We start from the raw sequence: 24,878 nt of genomic DNA on the forward strand, positions 1-24,878 counted from the left end.
ATACCAAACATGTACCAATTCTCAAAAAGAATCGCCAAAAATTCATAGGAAAGAAGGCAACGGTGCATTCTTTGTTTAGAATACACCGTTGCTATCTTTAGCGTAAGATATATTATAATCGTAAATCTTTTGCAGTTAGATGGATTAAATCATCAGCAGTAAAGTGTTCGTTTTCTAATAGTCGTACTGCATGCAAACGGATAGCTCCTTCAATTATATTTCTGACATAGCGAGCATTCGCAAAGTTCCGATTATACTCCTTGGTTTTCTTAAGTAAATGAGCTTTCAACTCCAATTCTGCCTCTCTCGTTAGTTGATACTCCCTTTCTGCAGCCATTCGTTTGGCAATAGAAAGTAGTTCTTGAGAATCATAATCTTGAAAATCCAAAATAAATGGAAATCTTGATTCTAATCCAGGGTTCAATGTTAAAAATCGTTCCATTTCATACGGATAGCCAGCAAGTATTAATACAAAGTCATGTTGGTTATCTTCCATGTGTTTGACCAACGTATCGATAGCTTCTTTTCCGAAATCCTTTTCACCACCTCGCGCTAACGAATACGCTTCATCAATAAATAAGACACCACCCTGTGCTTTTTGAATGATGGCGCGCGTCTTTTGAGCTGTTTGCCCAATATATTCACCGACTAGATCCGCTCTTTCTGCTTCTATAAAATGTCCTTTTGATAATAAGTTCATTTCAAAGTACAACTTCGCTAATTTCCGAGCGACTGTTGTCTTTCCTGTTCCGGGGTTTCCTTTAAATAACATATGAAGTACCTGCTTGTTATTTAATAAGCCAAGTTCCTTCCTTTTTTCACTTATCACTACCGTAGCATATATTTCTTTAATACGCTCTTTTAGGTCTTTCATTCCCACAAATGATGAAAAAGCTTGATCAATATGTTTAAAAGGATTCTTCTTCGTCGGAGCTTTCGCATGCGAATACGATAAATGTGAGGTATGTTTATTGTTTAAAATAATGTTTACTTGCCCATTCTTATTCTTTACCATTTGTGTTTCCATGTCATCACCCCTCTGTCATTGTTAGTATACGTATAAAAACAAAAGGTGTGACATCTGCCTAAAAAATTTAAAAAGATATTGGATACAACTAGCCAAGAATATTAAAAAGAAGGTACTTGTATTGACCCCCCCAGTAAATTACTTGTGTATCTTCATTTAATTTGATGTAATTTGCACCACTTTTTCTTGGCCATATAATTTTGTGAATAACGTGAGGAATAACGTGAGAACCAGTTCAATTCACCTACTGGAGGTGGTTCATTTATGTTTGGTATAAGCTGGCTCTTATTACTAGGTTGAGGGGTTATCTGGAGAATCCTCACTGATACCATTCTTTGAGACTTGTATTAAGTTTGGGCGGGGGTAGTTCAACTGTAATGTTAAACAATGCTACAAAATTAGATAATTAGCAGGGAATGAATAAATATTTTATTTTCCACTTTAAAAACCTACTTTAGAACTACTAACTCATATAAGTTTTTTAATTCACAGATTGAGAATATCTTCTAGAAAATCAGTAAAAAAGTCGAATTAACCTAGTTCGACTTTTTAATGTCCTTCATTATTCTTGAATCAAATGAGGACAAAAAAGAATACACCGGCAATTAATATATAAGATCCGATGAGTATAAGTCCTAGCTTCCTAAAAAACGATTTGTTTTTGAGATTCTGTTGATACAGTTTCCAAACTCCATACGTACCTAGTAAAAGAGCTACAAGATAAAAAAAGATAGCCATTTTTCTTCCTCCTGATTAAGGCGTGTGGTCATATGTTTCTCCATCTATTTCTCCACGTACCACCAATTTATTTCTTGTTTATTAACACCAGAAAAGTTCGTTACCCTAATTCAGTAATAATTAAGTCTTTTGGTAAAAATGGGTTTATATCCGTGACGAACATAAAGATTTTTTCATTCCATAACAATGAATTGCATGCGAAACAGATCACAGCCAATAACGAAAACACTTTAAGTTTTAGCTTCGCCCTTTGCTTTATAATAAATAACTCAAGCTAAAACAGACAATTAATATGGCCCACGCCATAAACATTCCCCCTCTTTAATGAGAAGTCTGTGCTTTCGTAGGATAAGTGGTGTTACTTCATTCAAACTGCTTTGCTTTTTAATATGTATTGTTCCATATCATTAGCTTATCAATAGATCTGTAGAAAGCAATTCTGTAGAAAGCAATTAGGGACCTACTAATCATTTGATTTAGTACGACGTAGCATTAGAGACACAATATTTAATATAAACGTAACGATAAGAAGAATTGTTACTGCTAGCACAACACTTGACCTTATATCCATTAGTGCGCTCCAATCCTGAATTGTTACTAGCAAACTTCCACTTAAAATTTGTAGATATAATGATATAACACAAAAAGCTAATACTTATTTTAAAGAAACTATAGCCCATTTCTGAAAATCGTTATTATTATATTTTGCCATATTTACAATAGGAAGTATCCATGCTATAAGTACTAACAATAAACTTCCAATATTAAGCATATGATGCCCCCTTTTATATGTACTTTCATTTAACGATTGAAGCATTATCTATTTTCTATAGACATATAAAGTAACAGAAAACCGATCAGTTCACCTACATACATTGTAATAATTTCTCCAGCCAACCCTTTCATCAGTCGATAGATGGTAGACAGCTTTCGCTTGAGACCAATATTCCCGATAAATCGTATAATTCTACTTTTATGTATCCGTACATTGGTTTTGATCTTCTTTTTCTCTAGTACATGTAGATTAATTTCTCTTTTTTATTTGGTACTATAAATATGCTTGGAATAACGAAATTGATATACCTACGACAATAAGTACATTGATTAGATTTATTGAGTATTCTTTACTCAAATTAATTTTTGCTAGGGCATCTTGTGTAAACCCTTTTGCCTTTCGAAGTTCTTGAATTTTATTATTCATTGCTGCTCAACCGTCTACTGTAAATCCGATAGTAAATAAAATAGCTAACGACCAGAATAATCAAATAAAATATTTCCGGATGATTAAACGGTGCGCCTTTAAGTAATCCAGTTCTTAAGCCGAAAAAGCTAAAAATAATATTTATAACTAACATTATCAATAAAAAAATCCAACTCCCTACGATAGCCCTCTGTTTGATGAGTTGAGATCGTTCATCATCTTTTGCGCCATACTCCTTATTTCCAGTGAACCAGCCAATTATCAGGAATATCACTAGAGCAACAAATAACGGAACAATCCATCTGATTATATCCAATGCTATCACCTCGTTAAAAAGTCAAAAACTCTTTCCATTTCAATTTATCATAAGGCTTTATTAATGTCGTTTAGATGCTGATTTTTATTCAGATTACAGGCCACTATTAAAAACCCTTTACCAAAATTGGACACAGTTACTTATTTAAATAAGCTTCTGCTGTTTGAATGTACGAAATGTAACAAAACAGCTTCTACTACTTAAACTTTTTCCTTATTAACTTTCACTAACTCTTTTAAGGTGGAATGAATATTTTGAAGACTAATCAAAATAAACCCAAGCATAATAAAGGTTACTATTTCACCTGTAAATATAGAGATCACCGCTAATGCTACTGCATAAAATACATATAGCCATCTTCCCATTTTATCACCTGCCTTATCTAAGAAGATTTTTAACCATAAAGGACGCACGTCTGTTAAAATTTCTTCTTTTGGTAACGAATTGCATTTAACTATTATTGAAAGTAACTCATCCCCTACCGTCTTCTTTTTATAAATAAATATAATAAAATAATAACGCTTAAAAATAGTATAGCGTAAATCAGTCTTGCGTAGATTTCCATATATTCTACAATCACTTCCCAAGAGTCCCCTACTGAAGCACCTAGATACACGAGAATTATATTCCATATCAAAGTTCCTATTGTGGTAAATAACAGAAATAAGCCAACGTTCATATTTGACATACCAGCAGGAATAGAAATTAAACTACGAATTAAAGGAACAAAACGACAAAAGAAGACCGTCCAAGGACCATATTTATCAAACCAAGAATCAGCCTTACGAATATCATTTTTTGTTATACGAAGAATATGCCCCCATCTACCTACAATCTTCTCTAGCCTTGCTACATCAAGTTGTAAACCAATCATATATAGTACAATAGCTCCAATAACGGAACCTGCTGTTGCTGATGTAATTACACCGATAATGCTAAGTTTAGATGTGGTTGTCATAAAACCTCCGAACGTTAGTATTACTTCAGATGGTATTGGAGGAAAAATATTTTCGAAAGCAATTAAAAACATAATTCCCACATAACCAAACTCACTCATAATTTCAGTTAACCAATTCCCCATACTCTTCCCCTTTTGTTTTTTATTAGAAAAGCACTTTTATTCCACTACCTTACTTTATCCATCTACTATCTATCCCCTTACACTCAATTAAGTACAATGTTAGTGAGAAATTACTAACCTATAAATGTATATTATTCTTCATTGTCTACACTGATATGATATTACAGAACCACTCCTAATAGTTAGTAATTCCTAATTATTAACAAAAAGAATTTACTTTAGATCTATATTTTTTCACTAGTTTAACTTATTATATTTAATAGTCTATTATTGAAAGGATGATTTTTTGAATAAGAGCCTAATTGGTGGATTTAATTTTCTTTTTTATTGATTTCTCTGGAAGCGCACCTAATTTACTTTTAAACTATTCTACCAAAAGTCCTAAAGAAACATTTGATAAATTAATATATGCGGAAGTACAATTAGATGTCCAATAAAATTAAACACTTGATTTTGGCGCTTTCTTTAACGACTATAGGGATAGTAATAATTTTTAATAGTTTCAATTTAGGTGTATCTACTTACATTTGGTTTTGGATTGAAGCCAGCGATAGTAAAGAATATTATCATCCGTATACTATTGGTTTTTTTGTTTACCTGGTTTTTGGTATCTTGATTAGCAATACGGGACTTAAGATATTTGTAAAGTGGCTATTTAATAAATATTAAATATAGTTCATTAGAACAAGAATATTAAATAATCAGCCATTCTTCAATTGAAGAATGGCTTTATTTCTATCATACATTATTAAGTTGTGTGACTCTGTTGGTTGGAATCCTTAAAGTTTCCAAAATGTCTACAATTAAAACAAATGCATAGATTTCAACACCCAAAAATTATTTTCTCGAATTTAGATTCTTGCATAATTGCGCACTTTAACTTATTAACGGTTATTTCAGGGTTCCCTATAGTCACCAAAGGTTACTTTTTATTTAATTATAATTTAAATCTTGTCGTTTTGTTCTTCGGTAATAAACATAATGGCTGGCGATTTTGCACTTAGGTTTATTAATATAAGGTAATTATAACGATTAAGCTGATAATCGTATAAAGAACAGATCCATAGAACACGACACCAAGATTTGCTCTCATTTCATTCTTTTCTTTCTGGTTTTTCCATTCAAACTCGCTTGTCTCCAAAGCCGCTCCTTTTGAAAAGGCTCCTCCACTACTACTATTAAAAAAGAAAATTATCACTGATAAGGCTAGACCAATAAAAAAACTCCACTCACTATATGAAAAAGTGAAAATGATACTTGCAACCCACACAGCTATAGCAATTATTATTGATGATATTATCGACCAGCTAATAATTTTTTTCATTGACCGCTCTCTCCCTTAACACGCTTTTACGTAGCTATTACTGATTAAGTTCCATATTCCTCGGAATTTTCTAACAAAAGAATTAAAATTACTTAAAATCTAAGTAGTCTAGCAGTAGGTATAAAGGTTAAAAACGTTTCGAAAAAATCAATATCCGTATTAGATAACCCTTTATCTTATAACCAATCGCTACCAGTTTGACTCGACATATCAATCCCCCATTGCGTATTGAACAAGTTGCCCTTATTGTGATACTGACACGTATTAGGTGAAAGCGCTTTAATGGAACGAAGTAGCGTAAACCGCAATGCCTAATATTAATACAAGAATAATTATTCCAGTTACCTTCCAATTCAATCCGCCAACTATCAGAAAGATTACTTCCGCGAATACTGCTAAAAGATTTTTTCAATTCATGCTGTCTTATTCTTTCTCGCCTTAATTCAGGAGTTTCATTATCTCTACCCATTTCTCCAACCCCAAAGTTCTTATATGCATAATACGACAATCGCACCCGATTGTTGAAAGAATATTATAGAAGAAACTTCAATATATGAGATAACAAGGTTGTTGGTTGATCTTCCTGCACAGATGTCCTGCTTCTGGTATTGTTACAAATGAAGATGTTGAAACCCTCTCATGCAATTTCTGACCCCTCTCTAAGGGAATCCAAGTGTCTTCTTCGCCCCATAAGATTAACACTGGCACGTTTATTGACTTGTACAGTGGCTCTACCTCATCTGTATATTTTTGATTTGCTTGTACAATTTGTCGATAAAAAGCTTCTTGACCTTGTTTACCTAACCGAGGTCTCTTTATACCTTCAAGCGTTTCAACACTTACTTCTTTGTGCATTGCTCCTTTCACATAAGTCGATACGATCTCCTCGTGAATATATTCAGGTATACCTTGAAAAGCATCCTCATAGTTCTTTACATGACGGAAGAATGTTGATCCCCACGGTGCTACAGCGACAGGATCTACAAGTATTATTTTACTGAATGAAACTTCATTTAATAAATGGGTTCTTAAAACTGTTGAACCGCCGAAATCATGCCCAATGATGTAAGGGTTTTCTAGCTTCCAATGAGATAGAAGTTCGCTAAGTGCTCCATTTTGGATCCTAAAGAAACATCGATATCTCCTTTTTCTGACTCTCCATCCCCTATAAGGTCATAGTAGTAAACAGTAAACCAATTACTCAAGGCATTAATAATATGTCTCCAATTAAATGTAGATTATGAAGTACCATGAACGAGAACAATATTCGGCCCTTGTCCCTGTACATCATATTTTACTTTACCAAAGCTAGAATCCAAACTTTTTGTTAGCATATCACCTGTCATAACACTACCTCACTAAATATCTTTTTTTAAAATTATATCTTAGGAGGATAGGGTGTTGCAAAACTCATAAATATTCAAAATTGAATGCATAAAGAATCCGGCTTCTAGGAATAATGACCGTACGGTAAACTATCTCCAGAAAGGAAGGACTTAATAGGGTAGCGTCAGGAAAATGCGGATTTACAACGTTAAGGAAATTACAATATAAAAAGTCCAATTTCTCAGTAAAATTGAGAAATTGGACTTTTTTTCGTTACTCTGGTAAAGTGCCCAATTGTTGAAGAAACTACAATCAAAATTGATTTATGTTTATTTCTTGATGTAAAATCTCACAAGACCTCCATAATTAAATTGGTAATTTCTTAACATCAATTCCATATGCCTTTTTTGTATAGAACTTCCTTAGGATTTATAACAATTAATATAATTGCGGTAACAAAATAAGTAAGCATAACATATACCAAAATGTCTAATAAATCTCCTTTAATCAACACCAGAGAAAAATTAAATAGTTGGTGAATAATAATAGGTATCACCAGGTTTTTATTTAGGTTGTAGAACAGCGTCACAATAATCGAAAAAGATATAATTCCAATCAAAAAAAGCGCAATGTACTTGATTAAATTCATTCCGGTATAGCCCGAGGCAAACCATAGTGGCGTGTGCCACCCCCCCCATAAACCACCTGTTATTAGGGCTGATTTTAAAGGAGAGTACTTCTTTTGAAGTTCATTTAAAGCATATCCTCTCCAACCTAGTTCCTCGCCTAAAGGTCCTCTTACTAAAGTATCTAGGAATGCAAAAAACAATAATCCAAGACCTGTAAATGACAAAGCCAAGTTTTGAGTATCGTTTGTAATAGATAGAAGAAATATAGTCACAGCGATGATTATTACTTGAATAATTACTGCTATGCTAAGAACTGAAAGCCTAATTTTTGGAGCAAATTGCTCTTTTACAAAATCCTTTAATCTTAATCCCGGATAGATCTTTTTGAATAATATAACAAATGCTAAGGTTGTTGACCATGCAGAGATGATTTGCAAGATGTTTGTTACGCTCTCAGGTGCACCTAAAATGATACTTATACCGATTACCATAAAAAACACAAAAAATATTACATAACTTGTGATAACAAAACTTATTAATGGTCTTTTTAATGCTTTTTTTACATTTATAATGATCCGCCCCCATAAATATATCGTTCATAATAAATTGTATTATTAATTGAACTCAAATTCCTCAGACTAGAGGCTGAAACATTATTTTACTCAATATATCATTAGCACTTATTCCACAATCTGGCCCGTTTCAGAAGGAAGCACTTAATTGTTCGCACGACCATTATGAAATGTTTATCAACACGGAACGGTTATTAATTCAATTAAGCAGAACGCTGCGATTCGACGCTACCCTCTGACTGTTTACTTTTTAAAGTAAGCATAATAATAAAGGATAGGCAATATAAAACTGCTAAGTAACTCATCGCTAATGCCATATCATATTCTTGCAAAATATACCCAACCAGGATTGGAGACAAGCCTCCTAAAGCTCTACCAAAGTTAAAAATTGCATTTGTAGCAGTACTTCGAATTTGAACTGGATAAAGACTACCAATTAAAGCTCCATACCCGGCGAACATTCCATTTGCAAAGAATCCTACGATGGCCCCACCAACTAGTACGCCTACACTTCCTTCCGCATACGAGTATAAATATACAGCTGATGCAGAAGCAAGAAGGAACACTCCATAGGAAAGTTTTACCCCAAATCTATCCATAAATCGTCCAAAGGTTAGCATTCCAATAATCATTCCAGCTGCAGTAGCAACTGTCCAAATCGCGGAGCTTGAAACTGATAATCCTTGTGATTGTTGCAACATGGATGGCAACCAAATCATCAAACCATTATAACCCGCAATCTGAACAGTTGCCATGATCGCTAAAGAAATTGTCGTCGCTGTAGCTCTAGGTGTATCAAATAACTGGATTAACCTGCCTTTTTCTTTCCTGTTGTCTAGCTTTTTTTGTTTTTGAGCAGCTACCCATTCTGGTGACTCATCTAAATTTCTTCGCACAACGAATGCAAAAATCACCGGTACTAATCCAACAAAAAACAATGCTCTCCATCCAAAGGCTGGAAGGATCATAGCGCTTAGCAGCGCTGCGAGAATGACACCGTATTGAGCACCTAGACTTACATATGAAGATGCCCTACCTTGTTTATTCTTTGGCCATGCCTCTGCAACCAGTGCCATGCCAATTCCGTATTCTCCACCAGCACCAAGACCTGCAATAAATCGATAAGCGTAAATCTGTTCAATATTTGTGGCAAACCCAGTTAAAGCAGTACCGATTGCAAAGAGAAAAATACTATAAGTGAAAATTCGTACTCGACCAAATTTATCTGCTAAAACTCCAAAAATCACTCCACCAGCAAGCATTCCTGTGTTTGTAATAGAGGATATGAGTCCACCTGTTGCTAAATCGACATTAAAATGTGTAATAATCATCGACATGGCAAAAGAGATAAACATAATGTCCATACCTTCTAATGTTAAACCTGCTACAGATGCTATTACTGTTTTTTTCTGATAATTCATACGTTCCCCTCCAATTTTTTGAAATAAATTTTGATCCTTGCTTTGAAGGGAATGGGGTGTGAATTTTTCTACCATTCTCTATCCAAGCCTCACAAGACTAAGTTAATAATAAATACCCCAGCCAACATGCAGACATAAAAAATGCCCTATTGTCATAAAGGACAAAAGGGCATAAATATCCATCGATATACCATAATCAGATGTTTAGCTTATATCACCCTTTTCAGCCTCTCTGGACTGCATTAAAGGAAATATTCAATTAAAGTTATGTTAGCATTATAGTAAAAATGTTTCAATGGAAAATTCCTGCAATAAGTATTTTATTATAACAATACAAAATACTACACAATAAGTGATCTAATTTCTGAAAGATTGTTTGTTTCGATTGTTTCCCTAAGGATCACGTAAATTATCTCTGAAATAATTAAGAAAAAACGGGCCGATCCGAGCATTAAAAAGTTCAAAAAAATATGATTTCCGGTGCGATGAGACAATAATAGATGTGTTCTTATTCCTGATAAGCGCCCGTTAACGGAAGATCGTTCTTCTACCTTTATAATCAGAATTCTCGTTTATTTAATAATCCTGCCGTTCTGTTGCACTTTCCCAATCCTCAAGTCATCGCACTTGACGGTCTCTAAGGAATAATTGAAAACTATATTTTGTTCATTAGTTAATAGGAATTTCTATTTTATCATTTTTATGAATATCTTCCGTCCCGGCATCCAAAGCTGTCTTGTAATACCAGCATTTATGCTTGATGAGTTCCATAGTCTTGTTTAATTCCTCCAGTTGTGATTCTACCGTAGCTTTTCGCTCCATAAACATGTCAAATCTCTGTCGCAAAGTGGAATCTCCTTCAGAACACCAATCAATAAAATTTTTTATTTCCTTAATAGGCATTCCAGTGGCTTTTAAACATTCAATTACTTTTAAAGCGTCAATATCGGATTCTTTAAACGCTCTTGTTCCACTGGCTGTACGCTCTACAAAAGGCAGAAGTCCTTCTTTGTCGTAGTAACGCAAGGTATATACGGTAAGATTTAATTCTTTAGCAACCTCGCTTATAGAATATGTCTTCATCATTTCTCCCCCTTTTCTTTTTCACAATTTAGATTTCGCGTTAACTCTAAACATAAAAGTGATTATATCAAGGTACTTGCTAATAGTCAAAGCCATCTGAAAAATGCATAAACTTATCTATTGACCTAGAGTTAACTATAAGGTTTAAACTTTTTTTAAGAGAAAAACGTAAGGGGTGAAATGAATAGAGGATATTTTTAACTTAAATTCTTATTCAAATTTATACAAGCGTATTCTCTTGGAATTATAGCTAAAAGGGAGAGAGAGTATTATGGCAATCAAAGACAAGGTAATTATTATTACAGGTGCTTCCTCAGGAATTGGCGAGGCTACCGCAAAATTATTAGCATCAAAAGGAGCGAAAGTCGTATTAGGGGCTCGTCGTGAAGATAAATTACACGAATTAGCGGAAGCTATCTCAAATAACGGAGGAGAAGCCATTTACCAGGTAACGGATGTTACAAAAATAGAAGATAGTCAGAAATTAGTTGAATTAGCCAAAACGGAATTTGGCAAAGTCGATGTCATCTTTTTAAATGCCGGTTTAATGCCGAACTCCCCATTGTCCGAACTGAAGAGCAATGAATGGAATCAAATGGTTGATGTAAACTTAAAAGGTGTTTTAAATGGTCTTGAAGCAGTTCTTTCGGAATTTAAGAAACAAAAATCTGGTCATGTAATTACAACTTCTTCAGTAGCTGGACTCAAAGCTTATCCTGGTGGTGCCGTCTATGGTGCAACGAAATGGGCTGTTCGCGATTTAATGGAAGTGTTGCGTATGGAATCCGCACAAGAAGGAACCAATATCCGAACAGCAACCATTTACCCTGCTGCCATCAAAACGGAGTTATTGGAAACGATCACAGATGAAGAAACCGCAGAGGGGACAAATGCAATGTACAACCAGTATCAAATCGGTCCAGACCGTGTTGCCAATGTTGTTGCATTTGCAATCGATCAGCCGGAGGATACCAATGTGAATGAATTTACGATTGGGCCGACCACACAACCTTGGTAATAAAGAGGCTATCAGATTTAATTAACGAGAGGAAGGCAGCGATGACTAGATGGACAGATGAACAATTAGAATTTTTTAGTAATCAAGACGATTTTCATGTATCCCTTTTATAGTGATGGCAAAACGTATAGAACACCGACATGGATTTGGTCAGTTGTAGTTGATAGCAATTTATATGTTCGCGCTTATAACGGACAATGTTCCAGATGGTATCAATCCGCCATTGAATAAGGCGTGGGACAAATGGTTATCAAAGAAGTTTCCTATTCCGTTTACTATATACCGATTGAAACGGGCGCAGAATTAACGGAAAAAATTAATCAAGCTTATCGAGAAAAGTATGGGGAGAGTCCATATGTACCTCCAATGATGACTCAGTGACCAATCAGTCCGACAATGAAAGTCACACCGCGCGAAGAAGCATAATTGGCGATTAAAAAAGCCAAATAGTGAATAAATAGATGGGAATAATCATCGATTCAGCACAAAATTCCTACCTACTCAGCGGGTAGCGAGCACTTATTTAAGTGAGAAATACAGACTAGAAGGGAGCGTATAAAATGGAACTAGAAAAGCTTTTATTCAAAATGAGAAATGAGGGTGTGATCCATGCTGGTTCAGAAGTAAATAAGGCGATGGTAGCAGTATCCGATGAAGCGAGACGTTTGTGTACACACTTGAATAATGGTGTTTATACAAATGAGCAGATCAGGCAACAAGTTTCACAAATTGTCGGTCAGGAGTTAGATGAAGACTTTTCGTTGTTTTTACCATTCACGACTGATTTCGGGGAAAATATTAAAATAGGGAAAAACGTGTTCATTAATTCTGGATGTCGTTTTCAAGATCAAGGCCAAATCTTCATCGGAGATCAAAGTTTAATTGGCCATAATGTTGTTTTGGCAACCATAAACCATAACTATAATCCATTAAATAGAGGAACCATGTATTTGAAACCAATTATATTGAAGGAGAGAACCTGGATCGGCTCTAATGCAACCATTCTTCCGGGAGTTACAGTTGGTGAAAATTCCATTGTTGCGGCTGGGTCAGTCGTTACGAAAGATGTCGAACCTAATACCATTGTCGGCGGAAATCCCGCAAAATTCATAGCACATTTAGAGGATAAAATAAAATAATAATCACTACAAATACTGTCGCTTTAAATAGTAAAGATAAAGGAGAACTACAAAATGGGCATGATTCAATTACATTAAAAGTAACAATGCCGCTACGTGAGCTCAAATGTTTTTCATGCTTTAAATACCAGCTATTTTAATTGAACAGCTGCCAGTTACCGAAATGAAAAATCCGTTGGAAATGCCGTTAAAAACAGTGGGGATTAAGGATTGCCACCAAGGCAATCCTTTTTTAGTACAGCAGCGATTCCAGTAAAATAGTATTTCACAATCTAGTCCTTTTACGACACCAACATTTGCTATCATTGCATCCTCTTCTTTCTGGATTTTCCATCCAAACTCGCTTGTCCCCTACCCTTCTTCTTAGCCACCAAATTTGGATTTATCTTCATTAGTTAAAAGGGTTGAAATTATCGTACATATACTGAAGAAATTGTTGACTTTCTAGTTGATATGAAATCACTTTTATCTGTAGGCTTTTCTATTGAAAAGTTAAGTTTACTAATAAATCAACAATCTAACACATCTTATCAGGATAAGAAAAAATTAATTGTAAAATCATCAAAATTAAAAACAACCAGAAGCGGCTGAAAAAGTCGGATAAGTTCTTGAAATGAATTTTGGAAGGAAAAGCAAATTTTCTAACGTGTTAAAAATTATTGTAGAACTGTGGTAAACAAATGGTACTTCCACAAACTGGCCCTTTTATGAATGGTGATTATTTATAGTCCAATTGCATGCTTCCCAAACTAATTAATTTTAATAAAAATTGTAATATTTAGTATACATTTCAAAGAGGAAAGTACCATCTTTTCAACTGCGCCCGTTTCTGGAAGAAAGCTATTTATGAATAATTCTCTTTTTCTTTGCTATAAATCTCATAAGCAAAATACCCCAATAATAAACCTATCCCTGCTCCTAAGCCAATTGTAGATAGTAGGGAGATTGAGAAAAATAGGCTAAGAAGTATAGCAGCAGCACAGCCGACCATCATTCCAAGTGGTACTAAACTATCTAATAAATATGGAGTACCTTTTGATTTTTTCTTACCCAGCTTACCTATCTTATATTTATGTTTCACCCTAATAACTACAAATACTGCAATTCCACCTGCTATTACAACAGGTAATAAAATACGCATAACTTCCAAATTTGGGCCCATATTAAAATGCTCCTTCTTCACTTTTCAATTATTTTAATTTTAATATAATTTACATCATTAAATGACCCTATTGTTCAAGTTCTTATTCCAGATTTGTGCACAATTCTTGATAGTCTTAGATTTTATTAGCTGATAAAATGTTTGTTTCAACTTGACTTTCACGTTAACGTTAATGTTAATAATAACAATAAGCGCTATAAAATAAGAATGATGGATGAGGAGTTGAATCCTATTTATTCGATTGGAGAGATCATAAATAGAGTAAATGTGAGCAGAAGAACATTGCATTATTATGACCAAATTGAACTTTTGAAACCGACCAAAGTCAAAGATAGTGGTTACCGTTATTACGATACTAAAGCGTTAATAAAACTTCAGACTATTCTAGCGTTAAAATCAATGGACTATACGTTAGATCAGATTAAAGAATTACTTGACAAAAGTGAAAAAGCAGCTCCTATAAAACCGGAAGATGCTTGGATTCATTCATTAAGTGAACAAAAAAAATTTTGCATCAAACAAGATTGATGAATTAAGACGAAAACAATTTATCTTAAGGAGTATGTCCCAAACAATTGAAATGTCTGGTCACTATAATGAAGCGCATATTTTTGAATTGATAAAGAGATTGGATAGAACTGATTTTACTGATGGTGAAATACCAGCAACTTTTCCACAAGATATATTTACTGTTGATGAAATAAAAATTCTTGAACAGCTACCCTTAATAGGAAGTGACGACTCACGTATACAATGGACAATCGAACTTATTAAAGAAACACGTAAGAATATGCATGCCCACCCCAGCTCACCTATCGCGCAAGAACTTGCAAAACAATGGAAGCATTGTATATCTAGTTGGTTCAAAGGAGATGTAAAACTACAAGAAAAATATTTTAACTTTATTGATTCCACCAACAAAAATAACCAAATTATATTTGGATTAGATGAAAAGCTCATTAAATATATGGACCAAACTTTGTATTACTTAAGTCAAGAGGAGATTGATAAATCATGAGTTTACCAAGAGAAACGAGCGCTCACAAGGATTTTATAAAACATATAACGTTGTTTATCGTTATTCACATCATCATCAATATGTTGTTACGAACGGGAACGGAATCTATGCCTCAATTTTTTTCTAGTATACAACAATCTATTTTGGAAGGTGAAATATGGTTTTACCAGGAGCAAACAGGGATCTTTATCACATTTATTTGGTTTGTTATTCTAATAGGACAAGGGTTCTATGTATTTTTTATTAAAAATACAATTAAACAAGAGGGCAACGATTGGTGATCGATTTCATTCTTGATTACAAATGGTATTTTTTTGTTGCAGGGGAAATTATTTTTTGGGGCAGTATCATTGGATTTTTATTGTTAAGATATGTGTTCAAACTAAACCGGCTAAATAAATACCTTATTTTACTATGGTTGCTAAGTGATTTGTGGCTATTGACACTCGTTATTCTCGATTTTATGAGAACAGGACATTTTAATACGTTTCAAATTTTAATCATTATTGCCGTTATTTATGCGTTTACCGAAGGTAAAAAAGATATAAAAAAGCTTGACGGTTTTGTCAACCGAACGATAACAAAATGGCAAAGCTAACCTCTATCAGAAACGAAATAAAATCGAACAGAGGAAACTTTTGTTAGTTTAAAATAGGGCTGTAAAGTCTGATTCAATAAAAAGATCAGAACCTGTTTTTGAAAAAAGATTGATCAAAACAGGTTCTCAAAATATTTCGTTCCGGAGAATTTTCATAAAAAAGTTTGATCATTTTCTGCTTGTGTTATTACGTTAAAGCGCCCAATTGCTTAACTGTAGTTTATCCAAATACGACTGGTATCACAAGAACTACGACAAACCTTGTTTATAGTCTTTTTGAAGCATTCCCATAAGAATTTCATCAGAGTATGTATTGTTCATATATAGTGATTGCCTTAGTGTCCCTTCTTTTTTAAACCCTGCTTTTTCATATGCTTTAATGCCACGAATGTTGTGAGAGAACACCTCTAATTCTAAACGATTTAAATTAAGCTCCTCAAAAGTAAACTTTTGTGCAAGCTGAGTTGCTTCAGTACCATAACCTTTGTTTACAGTATTTCGACTATGTAGCGATATTCTAAACCCTGCTTTTTTATTATCTGAATCAATTTCTAAAATGGATAAATCACCTATAATCTGGTCATTATCTAACAGACAAATGGCGAAATCATAGCGCGTAGGGTCTTTGCTGAACTGTTTATACTTTTCTGTGATTTCATCAAGTGTAAATGTCTTACGAGTTCCAGTCATATAAAGGAACTCTTCATTCTGACAAGAATTATAAATACTTTCGAAATCTTCATCTTTGATTGGTCTTAAGTACACCACTTTTCCCAGTATTACCATAGCGACTCCTACTTTCTTTTTCTCTTTGTTAAGAATAGTTTTATATTGTAGGGTTCTCCATCATAAGTAAAAACTCCTTTTTAGGCCCTTATGCACAATACAGGAGCAAATACTTATTCCATTTTGCGCCCTTATGGAAGACTTGATTTCAAGATAATAGTAAAAACAATCTACTGCTTTTCCCCTATAGCTTACGTACATTACTTCTCAACCTTATTATCTTTTTCCCATTCTTCTAAAGTCATCATGTTAAATTGTTCTTCGAAATCTATCCTCAAAGGAGTAATTAATTCAAGACTATTACCATCGGGGTCTTTAAAATAAATAGCTGCATGAGCCTGAGGATTATTCGGTAGTACCAATGGCTGTTTTTCAGGTGGGAAGCCAAAATTAGTTGAGACAGTTATTCCTCTTTTTTCTAACCACTCTTTAATACTCTTCATATCTTCTCTATCTATTTGTAAGGCTAAATGTCTTAATGAGGGATGGTAAGGTGTATTAACTTTATCTGTCTCCCATAACCCTAACCAGCTTCTCCCTTTCTCAATCCAGAAAAATACTAAGTTTTCTTGTTGGTATGCAATTTCTAAATCTAATTATTTATAAAACTCAATAGATGTTTCAAGATTACTGACAGGTAAATGTGCTTCATAAATTCCTTTAATCAATTTCTTCCCTCCTTTCGTTTCCTAATTTAATTATAAATAATATTCAGTTCATTTAAAATTAAACCGCAACTTTAATGGCATACTTACAAATTCAAGATGAACTATCTTATTATCTTTCTTACCCCAGAATATGGATTCAAAAAGGACGCCTTGTTCGACAAGCGCGCCTTTTGTTGAACACTGATCGATACTCATTAGAATGTGAAGAAAACAAATTAAAAGACAAAAAATATTATAACTAAACCACCAATCTGATATATTTAAATAAAGACGGTGATTCTTTTTATTTGCAGGTAATAACGGTAGTGGAAAAAGCACTTTTTGTAATTTGATTATCGACAAAATTGATATTGATATCAACATTGATGCGATGCTGATGCTAGTGCATGCCTATCAGGGAAACACTGTCACAATCACACCATCCATATTGTTGCCTGATATCTCATAATGAAGTTTGGAAGGCACATGAATGGTCGTATTTTTATTAACAGCATAATAAGAGATCTGATATTTTTCCCCTTTCACACTAACAGAAATGGCTTTTTCTTCTTTTAAGTAATCCAAATATTCTTCTAGAGCGAAATTCTTTTCTTTCATAATCGCACTGTGAGGCAAACCAACATAGCGGATATGCCACGGTTCATATTGAATGCCAGTAATGTCCGTTTTATCCTCTGGATAGCGTAAAATGAACCCGTATTCCCAAGCATTTTCTTCTATCCACTTCCCTTCAGGTGCTTTAGCCATCGTCGTTTGAGTGGTTCCTACATCAAGCGATAAGCCCAAATTGTGTTCGCTATATCCGGCTGGCAAAGCAGTACCAGAGCCCTTTTCTTGATAAAGTTGCCTTTGATCATCAAAATTCCGATAGCCACTAGTAATCCAAAAATTATCAACTCCTTCTTTTTCTGCGGCAGTAATCATTTCTGAAAATTCACGTGCTATATCCACTGACAAATACGTATCGTTATATAACAATCCGAATCCCTTTACCAATTCATTGTGCGTAAAAAGATTGACGACATCTGATTTAATACCTTCTTGGCGAACAGGATATTCACTATTGACTAAAAGCAGATTTCCTTGATAGATTTGTTCTTCTATAATCTTTATTTTTTGGATATTATCATAAGCCTTTCTATCCTCTTCTTGATCATACTCTTGTACTTCTACGTTTGCTATATCTTCTTTTGATTCAAAAAAAGAAACATTATTTGCGAAAACGAAACATGAGCACACTAGTAATAAAATTAAAAATCCCCACTTCTTCATATTTTAGCTTCCTCCTATTTTCTCTTTGCTTAAAAGGATAGCGAAAACTTCTTAAAAAAAGAGTGGGGTAAATTTTAAATTTTTCTTAAATCAGGTATCTGAAGTTATTCTATCTTCATTATTTCGTAAAGCTTCACTTTCCTTTTGGTAATCGAACTTCAAAAACTGTCTGTGTTAAGCTGCTTTGAACAGTAATTGATCCGCTGTGTTGCTCTACAATATTCTTCGCAATGAACAATCCAAGACCAGTGCTATTTTTGTGTTGAGTTCTTGCTTTGTCTCCAGTATAGAACATATCAAAGAGATGCGGGAGTTCCTCCGCAGGAATACTATCTCCATAATTCACAACTTGTACAACCACTTCTCCCGACTCAATATAGCCATTAACATCTACAAATTGACCATCGTATCCATACCGAGTCGCATTGATCAAAAGATTTTCAAACACACGTGCTAACAGCTCTCCGTCACCGGTAATAGGTAAGCTAGGAGTCATATTCATTCGGGCGATCAAATCATTTTTCGTAAAGACAGGATATAATTCTTCTTTCAATTGATTAAGGAGGTCACTTAAATTAATATTTTTTTGTTCAATTGGCAACATGCCATAGTTCATTCTCGTTATTTCGAATAATTCATCAATAAGACCTTCTAAACGCTGAGATTTAGTATAAGCAATCGTTAAAAAATGTTTAACTTGGTCTTTCGTCAAATTTTCATCCTTAAGGATTAAATCTAAATAGCCTAATACAGAGGTGAGCGGTGTACGCAGATCATGAGCTAAATTTACAACTAACTGATCTTTACTGCTTTCCGAGAATTCTCCTTTTTCAGTTGCCTGTTTCAATTTTTCACTAGCTAAATTAATATCTTGCGCAATATCTCTGAATTCATCATCTGAAAGGATTTGAACACGGTGATTAAAGTTGCCTTGAGCGAGATAGTGAATTCCGTTAGAAATATTATTAAAATAGGTCACGTAGCGCTTCGTGAGTAAGAAGAAAAACAATATCGAAAGTGGGATAAATATTAGTAAAAAAAAGTTAATGTCTCCAATTTCTCCAATGATTTGACGGAAATGGGCTAATGGACTTTTATAATCAACAACCGTGTAATAAAAATATTGAAGGGTTTTATAAATGATATACGTGATGGTACCTGACAGTAGCATACTTAAGCCAAATATTATAATCATTTTGGAACGAAAACTTCTTGAGAATTTAACCATTGAATGTATACCCCACGCCCCACACAGTTTTAATCCATTTGTGTGTTCGATTATCTTCTTTAAGCTTTTTCCTTATTGTACGAACATGGACCATAACGGTATTCCCACTCTCAAAATATGCTTCGTCCCACACCTGCTGAAAAATATTTTCTACACTGTAAACCTTCTTTGGATGACTGGCCAGTAGATACAAAATATCAAACTCTTTTGGTGTTAGCTCAATGTCCTCATCATATAGAGTAACCGTGCGTTGGTCAGGGGAAATCAATAACCCACCAAATTCTAGTTGCGTTTTATTATCCTTTTGGGGATGATTCAGGTTTATAAAGCGTCGCAATTGAGCATTTACACGAGCAACCAATTCAATGGGGGTGAATGGTTTAGTCATATAATCATCTGCTCCAATTACCAGCCCCTGTACTTTATCAAAATCAGAAGTTTTAGCACTCAAAAATATGATAGGCATATTATGCTGTTCGCGAATGCGACGAGTTACTTCATATCCATCCATTTTCGGCATCATAATATCCAAAATCAGCAAATCAAAGACCTGAGTCTCGACAAAACGAACAGCCTCTTGTCCATCCGATGCTTTAAAACACTGGTACCCTTCTTTTTCTAAATGAAAAGCAATTAAATCAGCAATTTCCTCCTCGTCATCAGCAATTAATATGGAAATATTTTTCATATTTACACCCCTACATAAAGTTTAGCATATAGATTCTATTCACTTTCTATTGTATCTTAACTTTTTCCAAAAAAATGGACGTATTATTGGGCTTAAAATAAACACAGCTCTTCAACTAAACTTCCCTTATTTCCATTAAATCCTTAACCATATCTTTGAAAAATACTGTATTTTCCTTAAGCGCTACTCCACAATTTGGCCCTTTAGTTGAACTGTTAAGTTCTACGTCTCCTCTTATTGATGATCAGCCTCAGCTAGCATAATGTTATGTGTTTTTGTGTTTAGATAATTGCGTTTCAAATGTCTGATCCTCTTGTTTAGTTTAAAAAATCTTTTTTATATCGAAAAGCTAGATATATTCCTGAAGCGATGAATGCAAATGAATATTTAAATAAGAAGAAAATTTGCCACATATATTCTTTTGGGAAAATGATATCGCATAAAATTACTCCAAATAACATAATAAGGGTACTTTTTAATTGTATTTGAATTGTTCTTTCATCAGCTTTTCCCATTTTTAGTAGAAATACGAACGTTAGAGCCAATCCGATTAAAAGCATTACAAAACCGATGCCAATAAGCATATTCCAATTAGCAGTTGATTCTTCCACCCAGGTTTTTAAAGGATTAAAAACAGACTCAATTTTCATTTTGATCACTGCCTTTCACATAAGTGAAAATATCGTTAACATCTACGTTAAAGAAATCAGCTATTCGAAAAGCTAAAACAAGAGAAGGGGAGTAATTATTTTTTTCCATAACAAATATGGTTTGTTTAGACACGCCAACAGCATCCGCCAACTCTTTTTGTGACATTCTCTTTAAAACCCTATGTTCGTACACTTTGTTTTCAATATAATCTTCAAAATCCTCCTTCAAAGTCGCTAACCTCCTTTTTCCTCTATAATCGCATCATAAATTATTTTTATATAAAAGTAAAGTAAAATTATACAAAATTAAAATAAAATATAATCGTATAAAAGTTTATATATGTGTGTGTTTGTTTGTTGGTCAATATTAAAAACAAAAAAAGGGCAGATTCAAATTAGAATCCAACCCACTGCTTAAGCCTTATTCAATAAAACGGTTCTATCCCAGCATACAGTTGTTCGATTATCGCGACCGTCTGGTTAAGGGGGGACTTTGGCAAAGTTCTACTTCGCATACTGATAAACATCCGGTCTCAGGTTTTTGAATATTTGGGGTTATTGACAAATAGCCTATCCACCGTAGTATCTAATGCATTTGCTATATTAAAAGCCAATTGTAAGGTAGGGTCATACTTGTCGTTTTCGATTGCATTAATTGTTTGCCGGGATACTTTGCAAATTTTAGCCAATTCTGCTTGAGATAATTTAGAAGAACTTCTTAACTCTTTAATATAATTTTTCATTTAACCACCGTACTTCTTTTTGAAAAATAATAATGAGATCAAATACACAATTGATATTGTCACAAGAAAAGTAAATGGATTTATCCCTTCGTATGCCCCTTCTATCTCAATGTTCAAATATCCTTTTCTAAAAAGCTCGATTAATACATATCCGATAACTACTGCAAACGTGTAAGATTGGGTTTTCATTTTGATAAAGTTTTTTCTTTCGTCTCCCAAAGGCGTCAAAGATACAAGCGTAAAAATAATTAAAATCACACTAATCATCAAAGCAATGATGAATAAAGTGAAAAAAATCCAATCCATATTTCATTCCTCCTCATCCGAAATGTCAAAAATATTTTACATATTTTCATCATATCATATGTACTTAAAATGTTAAATATACTTTACATCATCAGCAAAAGAGAATCCTCTTTAACGAGGAAGCGCCCTTTAATGGAACAAAGTTAATTCCTAAAACTTTCATTGCTAATAATGTACAAGCACCTTTAAAGGTTTAATTGTTCCTTTACTTAAATCCTTAAAGCATTGAATGAGATTTTCCTTAGATGTTTCATATTGAAATAATTGATCAATATAGGGAGTTTTTTTAACATGCTTAAAAAACCATTGTGAATGCTTTTTATAATCCCATCCATCACTTGAACCCACGATACGTAACTCCTTTTCATAAAACTCTGGTTGTAATCTAAATTCTTCTTTGTTTCCATCAGATAAAATACAAATCTCCCCATCTTTTTTGATCGATTTTTGCAACGCTTGAAATGCACTATATTTTCCTGAACACTCTATTCCGAAATCATACTCATATCCCAATTGGTTTTGGATTTCAAAGGCACTTTTCACACCAAAATTCCTGGCTATATCTCTCCGGCAAACGTCTGGTTCGATGATGTCGACCTGATCAACACCAACATAATTTTTTAAAAAGTAGACAGCCAATAACCCCATTGCCCCCATCCCTGTAACCAATACCTTTTCTTCTCTATTCGGGTCTAATTTTAAGACGCCTTTTGCTGAATCACATGATAAAATTGTGAGTAATGCTGGAGAGCAAGGGGTATCTTTAGGAACCGGAATCACGTTATTTTCTTTTGCTATTGAAAAATCCTTATGGCCATAAAACGCAATTACTCTATCACCAATTTGTAACGACTGAACGTTAGCCCCAATACTTATTACTTCCCCGTAATTTTCATATCCAGTGTTCTTTGGATATTTGGGGTTTACATCAGTAATATCACTTTCATTATACTGCGGCATTTCTGCCCCAACACTTATCGAGCCAAGGATTGTTTTAATTAGTACTTCATTCTTGTCTAAAGGGGGTAATTCTCGAACCTGCCATTTTAACAGCCTTCTACCATTTAACTCTAGCGAGTGTTGTTTCACAAATATCCACCACCAAATATTACGAGGTTTTTAATAAAACCATTATTTAAAAGAACATAATTTTATCTTCGATTTCCCTACCAAAAATCCCTGTTGATCTTCAACAATATGGCCCTATTGTCCAACATTGATGATAATTCTTATTCAGGAAATGCGCCCGATTACTTAATAAGTTTTATGGATTATCTTTTCCTTTTCCTAGAGAAAATCCTTCAAATAAACGCCCACCGTAGGGATTCAAAACCTTATCTACTAATTGAACAACCTTATTTTTCTCACCCGTTTTATAAAAAACATTAAAGGCTTCTACGAACTCTTCGGTAAATTTCTCATCATGTTGATTTAAAGCACGAAAAATCCATTTAGAAGAACCAATCCACTGACGATTAGTTCTTAAAACAAATTCCTGAACAAGATCAGCTAATGTGTTAGCTATAAATATTTCCTCAGCTCGGTTATTACTTCCTAAAAAATCATCAAGAGCATCAGTTATAAAATATCGCTTTGTTCTAACAGTTTCTTCAGACCATATTTCAGGTCCCTTCTCTAATATATCTTTCGCTTCTTTTTTTATAGATTCTAATATTCCTTCATCTTTTAAAATAATCCCTTCAGAAATCATCCTTGGCATAGAAGGCTTTGCAGCTTTACAGTCCATTTCAATAAAGTATTTGTATGAAGTTAAATTATGGACAAAAACCTCTATTGCCCATCCAAAGTCAAACATAGACTCTCTATATGATGAAGTAAGTCTTTTATCAAAAATGACAATATCAAGATCAGAAGTTTCTGTTGCCTCTCCCCTAACTACACTTCCTGCTAATAAAGCCCCTTGGCAATTTGAAAAGTGCTTATCAATAAATTGTTTTGCTGCTACAACTGGATCAGACCTTTTCATTCACTTCACCTCTACAAATCTGTTCAATTCCAATATATATTCGTCAATAAAAAGAAAAACCCTATTTCAATAATCCAACTTTATTTTAAAATACTTCCCAATTACTGCATTAGAAAGGCGTTCCTTCTTATTTGAACTGCACCCCAATTGTTAGTTGTGTCTAACAATTGGGGTGCAGTTCATTCCGTTGAAGCGCCCGTTTATTTAAGAAGGTAGCCCTTACATTTCTTTTCCAAAGTATTGGATACCAGGGTCATTTGTATAACGTTGATTTGGGAATAGTATTTTTTCTAAATAGGGTGATGAAATGCTTTCAAAGGTATATTTTGCTTCATCCACAGTACGTCTTCCTGTCACAATATCGTGGAACAAATTTACAAACAAAAAATTCGCTTCCTCTTTATCACAAATTACGGTAACTTCACCTCTCGTTCTAGCAGGGTAACAACTACCATCAAAGCGAGCAATTTCATCAAATAATTCTACTGGAGTTCTATAATCAACCGTTTGCTCAAGGAAATCCATATGATTAGTCGGTAAGTTATGTGGTACAGCGTCACGTAATACAACCGTACGCTTCCAAGGTCCGTTATTATACCAAATCAATCTGCTTGCTATGGCTTCTTGAGGATACCCATACTTTTTTATTATTTTTAAGGCTCCCTCTCGTTGTTTCTTTTCCCAAGTACTTAAAATTTGCTCTATATAATTTTGGTAATCATTATTCATTTGACTTCCTCCTGCATAATTTATTCATTCTAAATAATTTATGCAGGAGCCTAGAAATACGTTATATAGTTGACTTTGTAGTCTTAAAAACAGGTTTTTTATTGAAGTATACTGCCCGTTTGCTTAATAACAATTAATTTTAAACAGAAATAATCACTACTAGGAATT

General features: G+C 33.9%; 30 protein-coding genes and 2 pseudogenes. 8 read left to right on the plus strand and 24 right to left on the minus strand.

What is annotated here, in order from left to right; genetic code table 11:
• Positions 1–112 precede the first annotated feature (112 nt).
• The 11 genes and pseudogenes from spoVK to BN990_RS10785 all read right to left on the minus strand — a co-directional run bounded on the left by spoVK (position 113) and on the right by BN990_RS10785 (position 10,718).
• Positions 113–1,027 (minus strand): stage V sporulation protein K, encoded by a 915-nt coding sequence (gene spoVK / locus BN990_RS10735; protein WP_021291396.1) that lies wholly within the window; start codon positions 1,025–1,027, stop codon positions 113–115.
• Positions 1,028–1,600: 573 nt separating this feature from the next.
• Positions 1,601–1,765 carry a hypothetical protein gene (locus BN990_RS22585; RefSeq protein ID WP_021291397.1) on the minus strand — a complete coding sequence of 55 codons (165 nt, stop codon included), beginning with the start codon at positions 1,763–1,765 and terminating at the stop codon, positions 1,601–1,603.
• 1,193 nt (positions 1,766–2,958) lie between these two features.
• Positions 2,959–3,291, minus strand: a complete 333-nt coding sequence (locus tag BN990_RS10745) for a hypothetical protein (protein WP_238323673.1) — start codon at positions 3,289–3,291, stop codon at positions 2,959–2,961.
• Positions 3,292–3,482: 191 nt separating this feature from the next.
• Positions 3,483–3,695: a hypothetical protein gene (locus BN990_RS10750; RefSeq protein WP_021291404.1), complete on the minus strand. Its 213-nt coding sequence runs from the start codon at positions 3,693–3,695 to the stop codon at positions 3,483–3,485.
• Between the two features lie 65 nt (positions 3,696–3,760).
• Positions 3,761–4,363, minus strand: coding sequence for a DedA family protein (locus tag BN990_RS10755; RefSeq protein ID WP_038244043.1), 603 nt, complete (start codon positions 4,361–4,363; stop codon positions 3,761–3,763).
• A gap of 1,009 nt (positions 4,364–5,372) precedes the next feature.
• Entirely contained in the window at positions 5,373–5,687 is a 315-nt protein-coding gene (locus BN990_RS10765) for a hypothetical protein (protein ID WP_021291411.1), read from the minus strand.
• Positions 5,688–5,966: 279 nt separating this feature from the next.
• A pseudogene (locus tag BN990_RS23150) lies at positions 5,967–6,156 on the minus strand (DUF6366 family protein).
• Positions 6,157–6,233: 77 nt separating this feature from the next.
• The gene (locus BN990_RS10770; RefSeq protein ID WP_198433936.1) at positions 6,234–6,809 is read right to left on the minus strand and encodes an alpha/beta fold hydrolase; all 576 of its coding nucleotides are present in this window, start codon (positions 6,807–6,809) and stop codon (positions 6,234–6,236) included.
• Between the two features lie 592 nt (positions 6,810–7,401).
• Positions 7,402–8,133: a CPBP family intramembrane glutamic endopeptidase gene (locus BN990_RS10775; RefSeq protein ID WP_081856133.1), complete on the minus strand. Its 732-nt coding sequence runs from the start codon at positions 8,131–8,133 to the stop codon at positions 7,402–7,404.
• A 284-nt stretch (positions 8,134–8,417) separates the two neighbouring features.
• A complete protein-coding gene (locus tag BN990_RS10780) occupies positions 8,418–9,635 on the minus strand; it encodes an MFS transporter (protein WP_038245180.1) in 1,218 nt (405 codons plus the stop codon).
• Between the two features lie 669 nt (positions 9,636–10,304).
• Positions 10,305–10,718, minus strand: coding sequence for a MerR family transcriptional regulator (locus BN990_RS10785; protein WP_021291415.1), 414 nt, complete (start codon positions 10,716–10,718; stop codon positions 10,305–10,307).
• A gap of 271 nt (positions 10,719–10,989) precedes the next feature.
• Between BN990_RS10785 and BN990_RS10790 the strand changes: the two genes are divergently transcribed.
• From BN990_RS10790 to BN990_RS10800, 4 genes are all read left to right on the plus strand, one after another.
• A complete protein-coding gene (locus tag BN990_RS10790; RefSeq protein ID WP_038244051.1) occupies positions 10,990–11,736 on the plus strand; it encodes an SDR family oxidoreductase in 747 nt (248 codons plus the stop codon).
• 96 nt (positions 11,737–11,832) lie between these two features.
• Positions 11,833–11,967, plus strand: coding sequence for a DUF2255 family protein (locus BN990_RS23155; protein ID WP_232620887.1), 135 nt, complete (start codon positions 11,833–11,835; stop codon positions 11,965–11,967).
• A 12-nt stretch (positions 11,968–11,979) separates the two neighbouring features.
• Complete coding sequence (locus BN990_RS23160; protein ID WP_232620886.1) at positions 11,980–12,117, plus strand: DUF2255 family protein; 138 nt, start codon at positions 11,980–11,982, stop codon at positions 12,115–12,117.
• A gap of 179 nt (positions 12,118–12,296) precedes the next feature.
• Positions 12,297–12,875: a DapH/DapD/GlmU-related protein gene (locus tag BN990_RS10800; RefSeq protein ID WP_038244054.1), complete on the plus strand. Its 579-nt coding sequence runs from the start codon at positions 12,297–12,299 to the stop codon at positions 12,873–12,875.
• Between the two features lie 844 nt (positions 12,876–13,719).
• Here the strand turns inward: BN990_RS10800 and BN990_RS10805 are convergent.
• Complete coding sequence (locus BN990_RS10805; RefSeq protein WP_038244057.1) at positions 13,720–14,037, minus strand: hypothetical protein; 318 nt, start codon at positions 14,035–14,037, stop codon at positions 13,720–13,722.
• Between the two features lie 207 nt (positions 14,038–14,244).
• Here BN990_RS10805 and BN990_RS10810 point away from each other — a divergent pair, with 207 nt between their 5' ends.
• Genes BN990_RS10810 through BN990_RS10825 form a run of 4 tightly spaced genes read left to right on the plus strand, consistent with a single transcriptional unit; the run spans position 14,245 to position 15,653 of the window.
• Positions 14,245–14,565, plus strand: a complete 321-nt coding sequence (locus BN990_RS10810; RefSeq protein WP_148530700.1) for a MerR family transcriptional regulator — start codon at positions 14,245–14,247, stop codon at positions 14,563–14,565.
• Positions 14,566–14,599: 34 nt separating this feature from the next.
• Positions 14,600–15,055 (plus strand): hypothetical protein, encoded by a 456-nt coding sequence (locus BN990_RS10815; protein ID WP_021291420.1) that lies wholly within the window; start codon positions 14,600–14,602, stop codon positions 15,053–15,055.
• Positions 15,052–15,336, plus strand: a complete 285-nt coding sequence (locus BN990_RS10820) for a 2TM domain-containing protein (protein WP_038244058.1) — start codon at positions 15,052–15,054, stop codon at positions 15,334–15,336. The genes BN990_RS10815 and BN990_RS10820 overlap by 4 nt, the downstream gene beginning before the upstream one ends.
• Positions 15,330–15,653 carry a hypothetical protein gene (locus BN990_RS10825; RefSeq protein ID WP_051739093.1) on the plus strand — a complete coding sequence of 108 codons (324 nt, stop codon included), beginning with the start codon at positions 15,330–15,332 and terminating at the stop codon, positions 15,651–15,653. The genes BN990_RS10820 and BN990_RS10825 overlap by 7 nt, the downstream gene beginning before the upstream one ends.
• A gap of 249 nt (positions 15,654–15,902) precedes the next feature.
• On the opposite strand, the gene BN990_RS10830 is transcribed toward BN990_RS10825, so the two are convergent.
• The 12 genes and pseudogenes from BN990_RS10830 to BN990_RS10885 form a co-directional block, all read right to left on the minus strand.
• A complete protein-coding gene (locus BN990_RS10830; RefSeq protein ID WP_021291423.1) occupies positions 15,903–16,439 on the minus strand; it encodes a GNAT family N-acetyltransferase in 537 nt (178 codons plus the stop codon).
• 200 nt (positions 16,440–16,639) lie between these two features.
• Positions 16,640–17,107 (minus strand): annotated as a pseudogene (locus tag BN990_RS10835) (VOC family protein).
• A 393-nt stretch (positions 17,108–17,500) separates the two neighbouring features.
• Positions 17,501–18,379: a VanY-A/VanY-F/VanY-M family D-Ala-D-Ala carboxypeptidase gene (gene vanY, locus BN990_RS10840; protein WP_038244070.1), complete on the minus strand. Its 879-nt coding sequence runs from the start codon at positions 18,377–18,379 to the stop codon at positions 17,501–17,503.
• Between the two features lie 133 nt (positions 18,380–18,512).
• A complete protein-coding gene (locus tag BN990_RS10845; protein WP_038244072.1) occupies positions 18,513–19,607 on the minus strand; it encodes a sensor histidine kinase in 1,095 nt (364 codons plus the stop codon).
• Entirely contained in the window at positions 19,600–20,295 is a 696-nt protein-coding gene (gene vanR, locus BN990_RS10850) for a vancomycin resistance response regulator transcription factor, VanR-F/VanR-M family (RefSeq protein WP_021291428.1), read from the minus strand. Before vanR ends, BN990_RS10845 begins: the two co-directional genes overlap by 8 nt.
• Positions 20,296–20,612: 317 nt before the next feature.
• Positions 20,613–20,945, minus strand: a complete 333-nt coding sequence (locus BN990_RS10855) for a hypothetical protein (RefSeq protein WP_021291429.1) — start codon at positions 20,943–20,945, stop codon at positions 20,613–20,615.
• On the minus strand, positions 20,935–21,174 hold the full coding sequence (locus BN990_RS10860) for a helix-turn-helix transcriptional regulator (protein ID WP_021291430.1): 240 nt from the start codon (positions 21,172–21,174) through the stop codon (positions 20,935–20,937). Before BN990_RS10860 ends, BN990_RS10855 begins: the two co-directional genes overlap by 11 nt.
• Before the next feature lie 304 nt (positions 21,175–21,478).
• On the minus strand, positions 21,479–21,688 hold the full coding sequence (locus tag BN990_RS10865; protein WP_021291431.1) for a helix-turn-helix transcriptional regulator: 210 nt from the start codon (positions 21,686–21,688) through the stop codon (positions 21,479–21,481).
• On the minus strand, positions 21,689–21,994 hold the full coding sequence (locus tag BN990_RS10870; RefSeq protein ID WP_021291432.1) for a hypothetical protein: 306 nt from the start codon (positions 21,992–21,994) through the stop codon (positions 21,689–21,691).
• 165 nt (positions 21,995–22,159) lie between these two features.
• The gene (locus BN990_RS10875; RefSeq protein WP_038244075.1) at positions 22,160–23,083 is read right to left on the minus strand and encodes an alcohol dehydrogenase catalytic domain-containing protein; all 924 of its coding nucleotides are present in this window, start codon (positions 23,081–23,083) and stop codon (positions 22,160–22,162) included.
• A gap of 175 nt (positions 23,084–23,258) precedes the next feature.
• Positions 23,259–23,981: a nucleotidyltransferase domain-containing protein gene (locus tag BN990_RS10880; RefSeq protein ID WP_038244078.1), complete on the minus strand. Its 723-nt coding sequence runs from the start codon at positions 23,979–23,981 to the stop codon at positions 23,259–23,261.
• Between the two features lie 219 nt (positions 23,982–24,200).
• The gene (locus tag BN990_RS10885) at positions 24,201–24,710 is read right to left on the minus strand and encodes a hypothetical protein (RefSeq protein ID WP_038244081.1); all 510 of its coding nucleotides are present in this window, start codon (positions 24,708–24,710) and stop codon (positions 24,201–24,203) included.
• Positions 24,711–24,878: the final 168 nt, after the last annotated feature.

The sequence above is a fragment of the Virgibacillus salexigens genome, assembly GCF_000723585.1.
GTDB lineage: Bacteria > Bacillota > Bacilli > Bacillales > Amphibacillaceae > Virgibacillus > Virgibacillus salexigens.

What these genes read in the sequence shown, in the direction of transcription:
- BN990_RS23160 (WP_232620886.1), top strand. Translation starts at nt 11,980, where the DNA reads ATGGTTATCAAAGAAGTTTCCTATTCCGTTTACTATATACCGATTGAA.
- BN990_RS10765 (WP_021291411.1), bottom strand. Translation starts at nt 5,687, where the DNA reads ATGAAAAAAATTATTAGCTGGTCGATAATATCATCAATAATAATTGCT.
- vanY (WP_038244070.1), bottom strand. Translation starts at nt 18,379, where the DNA reads ATGAAGAAGTGGGGATTTTTAATTTTATTACTAGTGTGCTCATGTTTC.
- BN990_RS10790 (WP_038244051.1), top strand. Translation starts at nt 10,990, where the DNA reads ATGGCAATCAAAGACAAGGTAATTATTATTACAGGTGCTTCCTCAGGA.
- BN990_RS10820 (WP_038244058.1), top strand. Translation starts at nt 15,052, where the DNA reads ATGAGTTTACCAAGAGAAACGAGCGCTCACAAGGATTTTATAAAACAT.
- BN990_RS10845 (WP_038244072.1), bottom strand. Translation starts at nt 19,607, where the DNA reads ATGGTTAAATTCTCAAGAAGTTTTCGTTCCAAAATGATTATAATATTT.
- vanR (WP_021291428.1), bottom strand. Translation starts at nt 20,295, where the DNA reads ATGAAAAATATTTCCATATTAATTGCTGATGACGAGGAGGAAATTGCT.
- BN990_RS10755 (WP_038244043.1), bottom strand. Translation starts at nt 4,363, where the DNA reads ATGGGGAATTGGTTAACTGAAATTATGAGTGAGTTTGGTTATGTGGGA.
- BN990_RS10800 (WP_038244054.1), top strand. Translation starts at nt 12,297, where the DNA reads ATGGAACTAGAAAAGCTTTTATTCAAAATGAGAAATGAGGGTGTGATC.
- BN990_RS10815 (WP_021291420.1), top strand. Translation starts at nt 14,600, where the DNA reads ATGTCCCAAACAATTGAAATGTCTGGTCACTATAATGAAGCGCATATT.
- BN990_RS10780 (WP_038245180.1), bottom strand. Translation starts at nt 9,635, where the DNA reads ATGAATTATCAGAAAAAAACAGTAATAGCATCTGTAGCAGGTTTAACA.
- BN990_RS22585 (WP_021291397.1), bottom strand. Translation starts at nt 1,765, where the DNA reads ATGGCTATCTTTTTTTATCTTGTAGCTCTTTTACTAGGTACGTATGGA.
- BN990_RS10805 (WP_038244057.1), bottom strand. Translation starts at nt 14,037, where the DNA reads ATGGGCCCAAATTTGGAAGTTATGCGTATTTTATTACCTGTTGTAATA.
- BN990_RS10855 (WP_021291429.1), bottom strand. Translation starts at nt 20,945, where the DNA reads ATGAAAATTGAGTCTGTTTTTAATCCTTTAAAAACCTGGGTGGAAGAA.
- BN990_RS10810 (WP_148530700.1), top strand. Translation starts at nt 14,245, where the DNA reads ATGATGGATGAGGAGTTGAATCCTATTTATTCGATTGGAGAGATCATA.
- BN990_RS10885 (WP_038244081.1), bottom strand. Translation starts at nt 24,710, where the DNA reads ATGAATAATGATTACCAAAATTATATAGAGCAAATTTTAAGTACTTGG.
- BN990_RS10775 (WP_081856133.1), bottom strand. Translation starts at nt 8,133, where the DNA reads ATGGTAATCGGTATAAGTATCATTTTAGGTGCACCTGAGAGCGTAACA.
- BN990_RS10870 (WP_021291432.1), bottom strand. Translation starts at nt 21,994, where the DNA reads ATGGATTGGATTTTTTTCACTTTATTCATCATTGCTTTGATGATTAGT.
- BN990_RS23155 (WP_232620887.1), top strand. Translation starts at nt 11,833, where the DNA reads ATGTATCCCTTTTATAGTGATGGCAAAACGTATAGAACACCGACATGG.
- BN990_RS10880 (WP_038244078.1), bottom strand. Translation starts at nt 23,981, where the DNA reads ATGAAAAGGTCTGATCCAGTTGTAGCAGCAAAACAATTTATTGATAAG.
- spoVK (WP_021291396.1), bottom strand. Translation starts at nt 1,027, where the DNA reads ATGGAAACACAAATGGTAAAGAATAAGAATGGGCAAGTAAACATTATT.
- BN990_RS10830 (WP_021291423.1), bottom strand. Translation starts at nt 16,439, where the DNA reads ATGGTAATACTGGGAAAAGTGGTGTACTTAAGACCAATCAAAGATGAA.
- BN990_RS10785 (WP_021291415.1), bottom strand. Translation starts at nt 10,718, where the DNA reads ATGAAGACATATTCTATAAGCGAGGTTGCTAAAGAATTAAATCTTACC.
- BN990_RS10865 (WP_021291431.1), bottom strand. Translation starts at nt 21,688, where the DNA reads ATGAAAAATTATATTAAAGAGTTAAGAAGTTCTTCTAAATTATCTCAA.